The sequence below is a fragment of the Xanthomonas sp. LF02-5 genome, assembly GCF_034105325.1.
Classification (GTDB): Bacteria; Pseudomonadota; Gammaproteobacteria; order Xanthomonadales; family Xanthomonadaceae; genus Xanthomonas_A; species Xanthomonas_A sontii.
Window position 1 is genome coordinate 199,653 of the sequence record NZ_JAXGGF010000004.1, and the last position, 12,600, is coordinate 212,252.

Annotated in this window: 13 protein-coding genes; 9 read left to right on the forward strand and 4 right to left on the reverse strand. The window is 68.6% G+C overall.

The window, feature by feature from the left end:
- Window positions 1-137 precede the first annotated feature (137 nt).
- Window positions 138-641, reverse strand: a complete 504-nt coding sequence (smpB, locus tag SLW52_RS12330; protein ID WP_010344270.1) for an SsrA-binding protein SmpB — start codon at window positions 639-641, stop codon at window positions 138-140.
- Window positions 642-699: 58 nt separating this feature from the next.
- Here smpB and SLW52_RS12335 point away from each other — a divergent pair, with 58 nt between their 5' ends.
- On the forward strand, window positions 700-1,131 hold the full coding sequence (locus tag SLW52_RS12335; protein WP_026144297.1) for a ubiquinone-binding protein: 432 nt from the start codon (window positions 700-702) through the stop codon (window positions 1,129-1,131).
- 5 nt (window positions 1,132-1,136) lie between these two features.
- A complete protein-coding gene (locus SLW52_RS12340; protein WP_152235801.1) occupies window positions 1,137-1,391 on the forward strand; it encodes an RnfH family protein in 255 nt (84 codons plus the stop codon).
- Window positions 1,392-1,418: 27 nt separating this feature from the next.
- Here the strand turns inward: SLW52_RS12340 and bamE are convergent, their stop codons facing one another.
- Window positions 1,419-1,817 carry an outer membrane protein assembly factor BamE gene (gene bamE / locus SLW52_RS12345; RefSeq protein ID WP_017908545.1) on the reverse strand — a complete coding sequence of 133 codons (399 nt, stop codon included), beginning with the start codon at window positions 1,815-1,817 and terminating at the stop codon, window positions 1,419-1,421.
- A gap of 103 nt (window positions 1,818-1,920) precedes the next feature.
- Here bamE and fur point away from each other — a divergent pair, with 103 nt between their 5' ends.
- On the forward strand, window positions 1,921-2,343 hold the full coding sequence (gene fur, locus SLW52_RS12350) for a ferric iron uptake transcriptional regulator (protein ID WP_026143876.1): 423 nt from the start codon (window positions 1,921-1,923) through the stop codon (window positions 2,341-2,343).
- Window positions 2,344-2,666: 323 nt separating this feature from the next.
- Here fur and recN read toward each other — a convergent pair whose 3' ends face one another.
- On the reverse strand, window positions 2,667-4,328 hold the full coding sequence (recN, locus tag SLW52_RS12355; RefSeq protein ID WP_267122409.1) for a DNA repair protein RecN: 1,662 nt from the start codon (window positions 4,326-4,328) through the stop codon (window positions 2,667-2,669).
- A gap of 111 nt (window positions 4,329-4,439) precedes the next feature.
- On the opposite strand from recN, the gene hrcA reads away from it, so the two are divergent.
- The 6 genes from hrcA (at window position 4,440) to SLW52_RS12385 (ending at window position 12,004) form a co-directional block, all read left to right on the forward strand.
- Window positions 4,440-5,498 carry a heat-inducible transcriptional repressor HrcA gene (hrcA, locus tag SLW52_RS12360; RefSeq protein ID WP_017908542.1) on the forward strand — a complete coding sequence of 353 codons (1,059 nt, stop codon included), beginning with the start codon at window positions 4,440-4,442 and terminating at the stop codon, window positions 5,496-5,498.
- A gap of 166 nt (window positions 5,499-5,664) precedes the next feature.
- A complete protein-coding gene (grpE, locus tag SLW52_RS12365) occupies window positions 5,665-6,186 on the forward strand; it encodes a nucleotide exchange factor GrpE (RefSeq protein WP_010344263.1) in 522 nt (173 codons plus the stop codon).
- A gap of 145 nt (window positions 6,187-6,331) precedes the next feature.
- Window positions 6,332-8,257, forward strand: a complete 1,926-nt coding sequence (gene dnaK, locus SLW52_RS12370; protein WP_017908541.1) for a molecular chaperone DnaK — start codon at window positions 6,332-6,334, stop codon at window positions 8,255-8,257.
- Between the two features lie 158 nt (window positions 8,258-8,415).
- On the forward strand, window positions 8,416-9,546 hold the full coding sequence (gene dnaJ / locus SLW52_RS12375; RefSeq protein WP_267085548.1) for a molecular chaperone DnaJ: 1,131 nt from the start codon (window positions 8,416-8,418) through the stop codon (window positions 9,544-9,546).
- A 428-nt stretch (window positions 9,547-9,974) separates the two neighbouring features.
- Window positions 9,975-10,895, forward strand: a complete 921-nt coding sequence (pdxY, locus tag SLW52_RS12380; RefSeq protein ID WP_017917723.1) for a pyridoxal kinase — start codon at window positions 9,975-9,977, stop codon at window positions 10,893-10,895.
- Window positions 10,892-12,004 (forward strand): prephenate dehydrogenase, encoded by a 1,113-nt coding sequence (locus SLW52_RS12385; protein WP_320740462.1) that lies wholly within the window; start codon window positions 10,892-10,894, stop codon window positions 12,002-12,004. The genes pdxY and SLW52_RS12385 overlap by 4 nt, the downstream gene beginning before the upstream one ends.
- A 350-nt stretch (window positions 12,005-12,354) precedes the next feature.
- On the opposite strand, the gene SLW52_RS12390 is transcribed toward SLW52_RS12385, so the two are convergent.
- Window positions 12,355-12,567 carry a hypothetical protein gene (locus tag SLW52_RS12390; protein WP_010344257.1) on the reverse strand — a complete coding sequence of 71 codons (213 nt, stop codon included), beginning with the start codon at window positions 12,565-12,567 and terminating at the stop codon, window positions 12,355-12,357.
- Window positions 12,568-12,600: the final 33 nt, after the last annotated feature.

Sequence of the window (12,600 nt, forward strand, 5' to 3'; positions counted from 1 at the left end):
CCCAATCCCCAATCCCGGCTCCACTGTGTCGCGGCTGAAGCCGCTCCTGCGGGAAAGGCGAGGCGGGCAGGGCCGCTGGGGCGGGCAGGAGATTCGCTGTTGCGAATCCCCAATCCCGAATCCCAAATCCCAGCTCCTCAGGCATTCTTGTTGTGCCGGCGCATGATGCGCTGCTTGTCGCGGGCCCAGTCGCGGTCCTTGGCCGCGTTGCGCTTGTCGTGGTCCTGCTTGCCCTTGGCCAGCGCGATCTCGAGCTTGATCTTGTTCTTGCTCCAGTACATCGCGGTGGGTACGAGGGTGTAGCCGTCGCGTTCGACGCGGCCGATCAGCTTGTCGATCTCGTTCCGGTGCAGCAGCAGCTTGCGCGTGCGGCGGTCGTCGGCCACCACGTGGGTGGAGGCCTGGATCAACGGGGTGATCTGCGCGCCGAACAGGAACAGCTCGCCCTGGCGCACGAAGGCGTAGCTCTCGCCGATGTTGGCGCGGCCGGCGCGGATCGACTTCACCTCCCAGCCCTGCAGGGCCAGGCCGGCCTCGTAGCGGTCCTCCAGGTGGTATTCGTGGCGCGCGCGCTTGTTCAGGGCGATGGTCTTGTTGGCCGTCGCGCCGTTTGCTTTATCCTTGGCGGGTTTCTTGCTCATCTTGCTATTGTCTCCGATTCGGGGCCTCCCGAACGTCTTGGTCCCACTTCCGTCCCGAATGCCTATCATCCGCCGCAGCGCTCTGGTCGAACACGCCGCAACGCGCATGTTCGATCTGGTCAACGACGTCGCCGCCTATCCGCGCCGGTTCGCCTGGTGCGATGCGGCGCATATCCTCGAGCAGAACGACCGCGTCCTGGTGGCGCGGCTGGACCTGGGTCTGGGTTCGTTCCGCACCTGGTTCACCACCGAGAACAGCCTGCAGCGCCCGGATCGCATCGATATGCAGCTGCGCGACGGTCCGTTCAAGCGCCTGCAGGGGCAGTGGACCTTCCAGGGCTTCAACGAGCACGCCAGCAAGGTCAGCCTGATGCTCGACTTCGAACCCGCCTCGCGCCTGCTGGGGCCGGCGCTGGCGCTGGGCTTCCAGAGCCTCGCCGACCGCATGGTCAACGACTTCGTGCGCGTGGCCGACCGGGAACAGGCCTAGCCGCCATGCAGATCGAGGTGGTGCTGGCCTGGCCGGAGCGCTTCGTGTCGCAGCGGCTGGATCTGCCGGAAGGCGCGACCGTCGCCGATGCGCTGGCCGCCGCCGCGTTGCCCGAAGCGACGCCCGGCATGCCATGCGCGGTCTACGGCGAAGTCGCCGCGCCGACGCGGCTGTTGCAGGACGGCGACCGGGTGGAACTGCTCAGGCCGTTGCTGATCGACCCGAAGGACGCCAGGCGACGCCGCGCCAAGCCGCGCTGAGCGGCGGGGCGCGACGCGGCCGCCGGCTCATTCGCCGCGGCGCTGCTTCTTCTTGTCCTTGGCCAGGTTGCGGCCGAACTGGCGCACGCTGTTCTTGGCCAGCTCTTCGTCCTGGTCCGGGAAGTAGTCGCCTTCCCAGCGGGTGACCATGTCGTTGTCGAAGAACACGACGAAGTTCTTGATCTCGGTACGGCCCACGCGATCGACACGCTCGGTGGAGGTGTAGTCCCAGCGCTGCGCATGGAACGGATCCGGGATCGAGGGGCTGCCCAGCAGCGCGCTGACCTGCTGCTTGCTCTGTCCGACCTTCAGCTGTTCGACGGCCGACGGCTTGATCAGATTGCCCTGGTAGATGGGCTGCTTGTAAATGATGCCGCAGCCAGCGGTGGACAGGGCAACAGCGGCGACCAGCAGGAGATTGCGCATCGGGGACAGGGCTGAATGAAATCACGTCGATGATACACTCCCGGCGACCGCCGCGACCCATTCCCAGGCAGCTGGCGATAAACCAGCTATGAACGGAGACGCCATGGAATCCCACGATCTGCGCAAAGTCGGCCTGAAGGTCACGCACCCCCGGATGCGCATCCTCGAGCTGCTGGAGCAGAAGTCGGCGCGGCACCACATGACCGCCGAGGAGATCTACCGGCAGTTGCTGGACCACGGCGACGAGATCGGTCTGGCCACCGTGTACCGGGTGCTGACGCAGTTCGAGGCGGCCGGGCTGGTGCTCAAGCACAACTTCGAGGGCGGCCAGGCGGTGTATGAGCTGGACCGCGGCGGCCACCACGACCACATGGTGGACGTGGATACCGGCAAGATCATCGAGTTCGAAAGCGCGGAGATCGAGGAATTGCAGCGCAAGATCGCCGCCGATCACGGCTACGAGCTGGAAGAGCACTCGCTGGTGCTGTACGTGCGCAGCAAGCGGCCGAGCGGCAAGAAGGGCTGAGTTTTCCGCTGCCGGGTGAATCCGGTCAGCGTGTCGCCCCTTCCTGTGCGCCAGATGCACTGGGGCTTCGCCACGTACCCTCACCCCAACCCCTCTCCCGGTGGTAGAGGGGCTAAGGATTCTCCCTTCTCCCGTCGGGAGAAGGTGCCCCGCAGGGGCGGATGAGGGTAAGGGTGTCGCCTGGTGGATCGGTCAGCTGGTCGCTCTGCGCCGAACCCTCACCCCAACCCCTCTCCCGGTGGGAGAGGGGCTTTTGATGCTTTCTGTGACCTGTGGCGCCTGGGCAGGGCTGCACTGCCAGGCGCTGCCCGATCGCCAGCCACTCAGCCCGCGCTGAGCAGCAGCCGCTTGGCCGCGGCGCGGGCTTCCTTGCTGACCTCGACCCCGCCCAGCATCCGTGCCAGTTCTTCCTCGCGCTGGCGCGGGGCCAGCAGTTCCACCGAGCTCTGGGTCATGCCTTCGACCGGCGCCTTGCTGACCCGGTAGTGGGCGTGGCCCTGGGCGGCGACCTGCGGCAGGTGGGTCACGCACAGCACCTGGCGCTGCTCGCCGAGCGCGCGCAGCTTCTTGCCGACGATGTCGGCGACGGCGCCGCCGATGCCCGAGTCCACTTCGTCGAAGACCATGGTCGGGACCGCGTCCAGGCCCAGCGCGGCGACCTCGATCGCCAGCGAGATGCGCGACAGTTCGCCGCCGGAGGCGACCTTGCGCAGGGCGCGCGGCGGCTGCCCGGCGTTGGCGGCGACCAGGAACTCGACCCGCTCGGCGCCGGCCGGGTCCGGCCGTTCGGTGTCGTGCGGCTCGAGCTGGATCAGGAAGCGCCCGCCGCCCATGCCCAGTTCGCCGATCAGCGCGGTGGTGTCGTGCGAGAGCGCCTGCGCGCCGCGGTCGCGGGTGGCGGTCAGGGCGGCCGCGGCGTCGCGCCAAGCCTGGGTGGCCTGGGCGATCTCGGCGTCGAGCACGTCCAGCCGCTCGCCGGCGCCGCGCAGGCTCTCCACTTCGGCGAGCAGGGCGTCGCGGTGGTCGGCCAGCGCGTCCACGCCGATCCGGTGCTTGCGCGCCAGGTCGTGCAGGCGGCCGAGCTTGCGTTCCATCTCGTCGAACTGCGCCGGGTCGGCATCCAGGTCGTCGCGGACCCGGTCGATCAGCGCCAGCGCTTCCTCCAGCTGGATGCCGGCGCTGTCGATCAGCGCCTGCACCTCGGCCAGGCGCGGGTCGTACTCGCCGACCTTGCCGAGTTCGTGGCGGGTCTGCTGCAGCAGGTCCAGCACCGCCGGCGCCTCGTCGCCGTTGAGCCGCTGCGCCGCGCCCTCGCAGGCGCCGATCAGCGCGGCGGCGTGGGCCTGGCGGCGGTGGTTGGCGTCCAGGGCGGCGATCGCCGCCGGGTCCAGGTCCTCGCGCTGCAGTTCGGCCAGCTGGTGCTGCAGGAAGCCGATGCGGTCGCTGACGTCGCCCTGCGCCAGCAGGGTCTCGCGCTCGCTGAGCAGGCCCTGCCAGCGGGCGGCGGCGGCGCGCACCGCCGCCCGCTCGGCGTCGTTGCGGGCGTAGGCATCGAGCAGGCCGAGCTGGCTGCCGCGCGAGAGCAAGGCCTGGTGTTCGTGCTGGCCGTGGATCTCGACCAGGTGGCCGGCCAGCTCGGCCAGTTGCGACAGGGTCACCGGGCGCCCGTTGATCCAGGCGCGCGAGCCGCCGTCGGCGCGGATCACGCGCCGCAGCTGGCAGTGGTCTTCGTCGTCGAGTTCGTTCTCGCGCAGCCAGGCGCGGGCCTGGGCGGGGGCGACGAACTCGGCCGACAGCTCGGCGCGGTCGGCGCCGTGGCGGACCACGCCGCTGTCGGCACGCAGCCCGGACAGGAAGCCGAGCGCGTCCACCATCAGCGACTTGCCGGCGCCGGTTTCGCCGGACACCACGGTCATGCCGGGGCCGAATTCCAGTTCGGTGCCGCGTACGACGGCGAAATCCTTGATCGAGAGATGTCTGAGCATGGGGTCTGCATCCGGAGCCGCGCAACGCTAGCATGCGCGGGTAGGTGGGCCAATGACTTGCCAAGCCGGCGTGCAGACATTATCTAAGGACCAGTCTCACGGGTTGATTCCATGCGCGCTTCCCCGGTCCATTCCAGCCTCGATCCGCGTGCCCGGCAGCTGCTGCGCACGCTGATCTCGCGCTATATCCGCGACGGCGAGCCGGTCGGCTCGCAGACCCTGGCCCGGCATGCCGGGCTGGACGTGAGCCCGGCGACGATCCGCAACATCCTGGCCGACCTGGAGGATGCCGGGCTGCTCAGCTCGCCGCATACCTCGGCCGGACGCGTGCCCACCGCCACCGGCTACCGGGTGTTCGTCGACAGCCTGGTGCAGATGCGCCCGCCGGCCGAAGGCGAGGTGGCACGGCTGCGCGCGGAGATGGCCAATGCCGCCGGCACCCAGGCCTTGCTGGGCAGCGCTTCGGAGCTGCTGTCGGCGATGACCCACTTCGTCGGCGTGGTCAGCGCGCCCAAGCGCGAGCAGTTCGCGTTCCGGCACATCGACTTCGTGCCGCTGGACGCGCGGCGGGTGCTGGCGATCCTGGTGTTCGCCGACAACGAGGTGCAGAACCGGGTCATCGAACCGCGCAAGGCTTACGAGCCGGCCGAACTGGAGCGCGTGGCCAACTATCTGAACCGGCATTTCGCCGGGCGCGCCCTGGCCGACATCCGTGCCAGCCTGCTGCGCGACCTGCGCCACGCGCGCGACGAGATGGAGCAGCTGCTGGCGCACAGCGTCGAACTGGCCGAGCAGGCGCTGGCCCCGGCCGGCGACGACATGGTGCTGGCCGGGCAGACCAAGTTGATGGGCGTGCAGGACCTGTCGGACCTGGAGCGGCTGCGCGAGTTGTTCGAGGTCTTCGCCAGCAAGCGCGAACTCCTGCAACTGCTCGAACGCACCATCCGCGCGCCGGGCGTGCGCATCTTCATTGGCGAGGAAACCGGCATGGTGCCGCTGGAGAGCGTGTCGCTGGTGACCGCCCCGTACATGGCCGGCGGCCAAGTGCTGGGCGTGCTGGGCGTGATCGGCCCCAAGCGCATGGACTACGACCGGGTCATCCCCCTGGTCCAGACCGCCGCCGACGTCCTCGGCGCCCGTCTGGACCCATCCCCGCCCGGCGACCGCTGAGTCACGCGCAGGGGGCGCCCGCAGCGCCCTCCGCCAGCCGACCGTCCCGCCGTACCAGGCGAATCCCCAATCCCGACTCCCCAATCCCCGGATTCACTTGAATCCGCCCGCACCGCCCACATAGGTGGTCCGGTAAGGCGGGACGTACCCCGCCAGGGACCCGGACATGACGCAAGAGCACCCCGAATTCGATTCCGAACACCTGACCGAGGCGCAGCAGCCCTCGACCGATCCGCTGCAGGCGGAGATCGAGACGCTGCGCAGCGAACTGGCCCTGGTCAAGGCCGACGCCCTGCGCGAGCGCGCCGACCTGGAGAACCAGCGCAAGCGCATCGCCCGCGACGTGGAGCAGGCGCGCAAGTTCGCCAACGAGCGCCTGCTCGGCGACCTGCTGCCGGTGTTCGACAGTCTGGACGCGGGGCTGAGCGCCGCCGGCAGCGAGCCCAGCCCGCTGCGCGACGGCCTGGAACTGACCTACAAGCAGTTGCTCAAGGTCGCCGCCGACAACGGCCTGACCCTGCTCGACCCGACCGGCGAGCCGTTCAACCCCGAGCATCACCAGGCGATCAGCCAGGCCGAGGCCGAGGGCGTGGCCCCGGGTCATGTGATCCAGGTGTTCCAGAAGGGCTACCTGCTCAACGACCGCCTGCTGCGGCCCGCCCTGGTGGTGGTGGCCAAGCACGACTGAGCGCGCCGGCCGCCCGCGCCTGAACCCGGCGCGGCGGCGGTGGAACGCTAATTTGCGGCGATGGCTTGAATGACCTGCAGCCATCCCTATATCCGAACCAGATCCCGGCACTGGCCGGCTACACGACCTTTCAGGAGTCATTGCAATGGGCAAGATCATCGGCATCGACCTGGGCACGACCAATTCGTGCGTGGCGATCATGGACGGCGGCAAGGCCCGCGTCATCGAGAATTCCGAGGGTGACCGCACCACGCCTTCGATCGTCGCCTACACCAAGGACGGCGAAGTGCTGGTGGGCGCCTCGGCCAAGCGCCAGGCCGTCACCAACCCCAAGAACACCTTCTACGCGGTCAAGCGCCTGATCGGCCGCAAGTTCACCGACGCCGAAGTGCAGAAGGACATCGGCCTGGTGCCGTACAGCATCGTCCAGCACGACAACGGCGACGCCTGGGTGGCCACCGCCGACGGGCGCAAGCTGGCCTCGCAGGAAATCTCCGCGCAGGTGCTGGAGAAGATGAAGAAGACCGCCGAGGCGTTCCTGGGCGAGACCGTCACCGAGGCGGTCATCACCGTGCCGGCGTACTTCAACGACAGCCAGCGCCAGGCGACCAAGGACGCCGGCCGCATCGCCGGCCTGGACGTCAAGCGCATCATCAACGAGCCGACCGCGGCCGCGCTGGCCTACGGCCTGGACAAGGGCCAGGGCGGCGACCGCAAGATCGCGGTGTACGACCTGGGCGGCGGCACCTTCGACGTGTCGATCATCGAGATCGCCAACGTCGACGGCGAGAAGCAGTTCGAAGTGCTGGCCACCAACGGCGACACCTTCCTGGGCGGCGAAGACTTCGACAAGCGCGTCATCGATTACTTGGTGGAAGAGTTCAACAAGGACCAGGGCATCGACCTGCGCAAGGATCCGCTGGCGCTGCAGCGCCTGAAGGACGCCGCCGAGCGCGCCAAGATCGAGCTGTCGTCCTCGCAGCAGACCGAAGTCAACCTGCCGTACGTCACCGCCGACGCGTCGGGCCCGAAGCACCTCAACATCAAGCTGACCCGGGCCAAGCTCGAGGCGCTGGTGGAAGACCTGGTCAAGCGCACCATCGACCCGTGCCGCACCGCGCTGAACGACGCCGGCCTGCGCGCCAGCGACATCACCGAGGTGATCCTGGTCGGTGGCCAGACCCGCATGCCGAAGGTGCAGCAGGCGGTGGCCGAGTTCTTCGGCAAGGAGCCGCGCAAGGACGTCAACCCCGACGAGGCCGTGGCGCTGGGCGCCGCGATCCAGGGCGGCGTGCTGGCCGGCGACGTGAAGGACGTGCTGCTGCTCGACGTGACCCCGCTGAGCCTGGGCATCGAGACCCTGGGCGGCGTGTTCACCAAGATCATCGAGAAGAACACCACCATCCCGACCAAGGCCTCGCAGGTGTTCTCCACCGCCGAGGACAACCAGTCGGCGGTGACCGTGCACGTGCTGCAGGGCGAGCGCGAGCAGGCCCGCTACAACAAGTCGCTGGCCAAGTTCGACCTGTCCGGCATCGAGCCGGCGCCGCGCGGCCTGCCGCAGGTGGAGGTGTCCTTCGACATCGACGCCAACGGCATCCTGCACGTGTCGGCCAAGGACAAGAAGACCAACAAGGAACAGAAGGTCGAGATCAAGGCCGGCTCCGGTCTGTCGGACGACGAGATCCAGCGGATGGTCGCCGACGCGGAAGCCAACCGCGAGGAAGACAAGAAGTTCCACGAGCTGGTGCAGGCGCGTAACCAGGCCGACGGCCTGATCCACGCCACCCGCAGCGCGATCACCGAGCACGGCAGCAAGGTCGGCGGCGACGTGATCGGCAAGGTCGAGTCGGCGCTGGCGGACCTGGAAACCGCGATGAAGGGCGACGACAAGGGTCAGATCGAGGCCAAGACCAAGGCTCTGGAAGAGGCCGGACAGTCGCTGTACGCGGCCGCGGCGGCGGGCGAGCAGCAGTCGGGCGGCAACGCCGGCGGCGCGCATGCGTCCTCGGCCCACGCCGACGACGTGGTCGACGCCGAGTTCACCGAGGTCAAGGACGACAAGAAGTAAGCCGGGATTGGGGATTTGGGATTGGGGATTCGCGAAGGCTTTGGCCTGTTGGTTCTCACTCCCATCCCTGTCCATCAAGTTTGTAAAAGCGGAAGAGCCGAGGCTCTCCGCTTTTGCATTGAACGACTCCCGACTCCCGAATCTCGAATCCCCGCCCCATGAGCAAACGCGACTATTACGAAGTGCTGGGTGTGGTCCGCACCGCCAGCGACGACGAGCTGAAGAAGGCCTATCGCCGTTGCGCGATGAAGTACCACCCGGACCGCAATCCCGGCGACCAAGCCGCCGAGGCCGCGTTCAAGGAATGCAAGGAAGCCTATGAGGTGCTGTCCGACGGCAACCGCCGGCGCATGTACGACGCGCACGGCCACGCCGCGTTCGAGCACGGCATGGGCGGGATGGGTGGCGGTCCGGGCGGTCCGGACATGGGCGACATCTTCGGCGATATCTTCGGCAACATCTTCGGTGGCGCCGGCGGTGGCGGACGTGCGCCGCGGCGTGGCGCCGACATCGGCTACGTGCTGGAGCTGGACCTGGAAGAAGCGGTGGCCGGCATCGAGCGCCGCATCGAGATTCCGACCCTGAGCGAATGCGAGCACTGCCACGGCAGCGGCTCGGAAGACGGCAAGGTCGAGACCTGTGGCACCTGCCACGGGCGCGGTCAGGTGCGCATCCAGCGTGGCATCTTCGCCATGCAGCAGACCTGCCCGCAGTGCGCCGGCCGCGGCCAGATCGTGCAGAACCCGTGCGGCGTGTGCCATGGCGCCGGGCGCGTGGAAGAGACCAAGGTGCTGTCGGTGAAGATTCCCGCCGGCGTCGACAACGGCGACCGCATCCGCCTGTCGGGCGAGGGCGAGGCCGGTCCGGCCGGCACTCCGCCGGGCGATCTGTACGTGGAAGTGCGCGTGCGCGAGCACCCGATCTTCCAGCGCGACGGCGACGACCTGCACTGCGAGGTGCCGATCCGCATCTCGCAGGCGGCGCTGGGCGACACCGTGCGCGTGGCCACCCTCGGCGGCGAGGCGGAGATCCGCATCCCGGCCGAGACCCAGACCGGCAAGCTGTTCCGCCTGCGCGGCAAGGGCGTGCGCTCGGTGCGCAGCCGCAGCGAAGGCGACCTGTACTGCCGCGTGGTGGTGGAGACGCCGATCAACCTCACTGCCGACCAGCGCAAACTGCTGGAACAGTTCGAATCCACCTTCACCGGCGAGGACGCGCGCAAGCATTCGCCCAAGTCGGCGACCTTCATCGATGGGGTGAAGGGGTTCTGGGACCGGATGACGTCGTGAGGTGAGCCGGAATTAGGGATTCGGGATTAGGGATGACCAGCCTGCGGCTGTTGGAAGCCGGGATTCGGGATTGGTGATGACCAGCCTGCGGCTGTTGAGAGCCGGGATTCGTGATGGTCCCGGTGTTGTTTCCCGCAGTGCTTTTGTGGGAGGGGCTTCAGCCCCGACGCTTTACCGCCAACGCGTCGGGGCTGAAGCCCCTCCCACATTGGAATGTTTCGCGCGCTGAGCGCAGCGGAGAATTGGGAGTTTCGATGCTGGCTGTGCGAGGGCGTCTCCCCGCACCATGCCCCCGTTGCAGGAGCGGCTTCAGCCGCGACGCTTTCTCGTCGGAGCGTCGCAGCTGAGGCCGTTGTTGCTGAAAGCCCCCGCAACACGGCGCATGCACGCGCCTCTTGGCGCTCTTGCGCCGGCGCTACACTACGGCGATGAACGCTTCCGCCGACAGCTCCGCTGCAAGTCATCTCATCCATGGCCGCCGCCAGCGCCCCGACGGGCCGGTGCCGGTCGACGTCATTTCCGTGCAGTCGCAACTGGTCTACGGCCACGCCGGCAATAGCGCGGCGGTGCCGCCGTTGCGCGCGCTGGGCCTGCGCGTGGCCGAGATCCCGACCACGCTGCTGAGCAATGCGCCGTTCTATGCGACCTTGCGCGGCAAGGTGCTGCCGTCGGACTGGTTCGCCGATCTGCTGCTCGGCGCCAGCGAACGCGGCCTGCCGCAACGCGCGCGCATGCTGGTGTCCGGCTACTTCGGCAGCGTCGGCAATGGTGCCGCCTTCGCCGACTGGCTCGACGCCACGCTGCCGCAGTGCCCGACGCTGCGCTACTGCCTGGATCCGGTGATCGGCGATACGCATACCGGTCCCTACGTGGAACCGGGCCTGGAAGCGATCTTCGCCGAGCGCCTGTTGCCGCACGCATGGCTGGTGACGCCGAATGCGTTCGAGCTCGGCCGCCTGACCGGCATGCCGGCACTGGCGCAGGACGACGCGATCGCCGCAGCACGCGTGTTGCTGGGGCGCGGTCCGGAATGGGTGCTTGCGCACAGCGTCGGCGGCGATGCCGGGCAATTGGTCACGCTGGCGGTGAGCCGCGAAGCGGTCTACCGCTGGTGCTCGCCATTGCTGCCGGTGGATGTCGCCGGCACCGGCGATGTGTTGATGGCGCTGCTGGTGGCCTTCCTGTTGCGCGGCGACAGCTTCGAGGCGGCGATCGGCCGCGCCATCGCCGGCGTGCATGCGGCGCTGGAGGCGACCCTGGCCGCGGACGTGGAAGAACTGGACGTGCTGGCGGCGGCGCCGGCCGCGCTGGCCACGCCGCTGCGCTTCGTCGCCGAGCGCCTGGCGTGAGCCTGCGCCCGGTCGTCGGCATCGTCGGCAGTGCCGGCGCCTATGGCCGTTGGCTGAGCCGCTTCTTCCGCGAGCGCATGCAGTTGCAGGTGATCGGCCACGATCCGGCCGACCCGCAGTCGCTGGCGCCGGAGGCGCTGCTGCAGCAGGCGCAGGTGCTGATCTTCTCCGCGCCGATCCGGCACACGCCGGCGTTGATCGGTGAGTACGTGCAGCGCGCCGGCGGCCGCGAACGCGACCAGCTGTGGCTGGACGTCACCTCGGTCAAGGCCGCGCCGGTGGCGGCGATGCTGGCCTCGCAGGCGGAAGTGGCCGGCCTGCATCCGATGACCGCGCCGCCGAAGTCGCCCACGCTCAAGGGCCGCGTGCTGGTGGTCTGCGAGGCGCGGGTGGTGCAGTGGCAGCCTTGGCTGCAGCAGCTGTACGCGGCGCTGGAAGGCGAGTGCGTGCGCACCACGCCCGAGCACCACGACCGGGTGATGGCGCTGGTGCAGGCGATGGTCCACGCCACGCATCTGGCCCAGGCCGGCGTGCTGCGCGAGCATGCGCCGGCGCTGGGGCCGTTGCAGGCGCTGCTGCCGTACCGCTCGGCCTCGTTCGAACTGGATACCGCGATCATCGCGCGCATCCTGGCCTTGAATCCGGCCATCTACGAAGACATCCAGTTCGGCAATCCGCATGTCGGCGATGTGCTGGACGGGCTGATCGCGCAGCTGTCGCGGCTGCGCGATCAGGTCGGCCGTGGCGATGATGCGGCGCGCGCGCAGTTTCGTGCCGAGTTTCTCGACGCCAACCGGCAGGCGCTGGGCGAGGCGGTGATCGCGCAGGGCAACTACAGCTACGAACGGGTGGGGTACTTGCTCGCCGATCTGACCGAGCAGGCCACGCTCAGCGTGTACTTGCCGGAAGACCGCGCCGGCTCCTTGCGCGCGCTGCTGCACGTGTTCGAGCGCCATGGGGTGAATCTCGCTTCGATCCACTCCTCGCGCACGCAGGCGGGCGAGCTGCATTTTCGGCTCGGCTTCGATCCGGCCAGCGATGCGGGGGCGGTGCGTGGCGCGGCGGCAGAGATCGATGCCAGTGGGATCGGGCGGGTGCTGGCGGGGTGAATTGCACAGCACGCCGTCGTGGCTGAAGCCGCTCCTGCAGGAACTTGCGGCGAGTTGGCTGGGGCACTGTGGGAGGGACTTCAATCCCGACGCGGTGCGCCATCGGAACGCGCACCGCTTCGCTCCTCGCGGCTTCAGCTGCGCTCCAGAACACATGGACGCACGACGCCCACCGCTGGATTCATCCACAGCGCATGTGGATCGTCACTGCGCAAACATGTGCATAACCCTCGGCGCGCCTTGCGGCGCAAGCCTGTCAAGCCGTGTGGCGAAAAATTCACCAGCTTGCCGCCAGCACCCCGAACGCCAGTGGCGATGACGGGGCATGGCGGCACAGCGTGGTGGCGACTCTAGACCGCGGTCAGGGTCAACTCGCCGCCGGTGGTGACGAACTGCTGGCCGCGGCGGATCAGCTTGCGGCCGTCGGCCAGTTCGTAGCGCAGTCCGCTGTCGGCGTGCGGGTCGTGCTGCGCCTGCTGCTGGCGCGGCGCATCGTCCTGGAACTCGGTGATCAGATAGGCCTCGCCGTCTGGACCGAGGGCGGGCAATTGGCGAAAGGACATCGGAAGCCTCCTGTCGAACGCTGCATCGAATGC

Excerpts from the sequence above, each read along its gene's own strand:
- smpB (WP_010344270.1), bottom strand. The coding sequence starts at position 641 with ATGAGCAAGAAACCCGCCAAGGATAAAGCAAACGGCGCGACGGCCAAC.
- SLW52_RS12335 (WP_026144297.1), top strand. The coding sequence starts at position 700 with ATGCCTATCATCCGCCGCAGCGCTCTGGTCGAACACGCCGCAACGCGC.
- SLW52_RS12340 (WP_152235801.1), top strand. The coding sequence starts at position 1,137 with ATGCAGATCGAGGTGGTGCTGGCCTGGCCGGAGCGCTTCGTGTCGCAG.
- bamE (WP_017908545.1), bottom strand. The coding sequence starts at position 1,817 with ATGCGCAATCTCCTGCTGGTCGCCGCTGTTGCCCTGTCCACCGCTGGC.
- fur (WP_026143876.1), top strand. The coding sequence starts at position 1,921 with ATGGAATCCCACGATCTGCGCAAAGTCGGCCTGAAGGTCACGCACCCC.
- recN (WP_267122409.1), bottom strand. The coding sequence starts at position 4,328 with ATGCTCAGACATCTCTCGATCAAGGATTTCGCCGTCGTACGCGGCACC.
- hrcA (WP_017908542.1), top strand. The coding sequence starts at position 4,440 with ATGCGCGCTTCCCCGGTCCATTCCAGCCTCGATCCGCGTGCCCGGCAG.
- grpE (WP_010344263.1), top strand. The coding sequence starts at position 5,665 with ATGACGCAAGAGCACCCCGAATTCGATTCCGAACACCTGACCGAGGCG.
- dnaK (WP_017908541.1), top strand. The coding sequence starts at position 6,332 with ATGGGCAAGATCATCGGCATCGACCTGGGCACGACCAATTCGTGCGTG.
- dnaJ (WP_267085548.1), top strand. The coding sequence starts at position 8,416 with ATGAGCAAACGCGACTATTACGAAGTGCTGGGTGTGGTCCGCACCGCC.
- pdxY (WP_017917723.1), top strand. The coding sequence starts at position 9,975 with ATGAACGCTTCCGCCGACAGCTCCGCTGCAAGTCATCTCATCCATGGC.
- SLW52_RS12390 (WP_010344257.1), bottom strand. The coding sequence starts at position 12,567 with ATGTCCTTTCGCCAATTGCCCGCCCTCGGTCCAGACGGCGAGGCCTAT.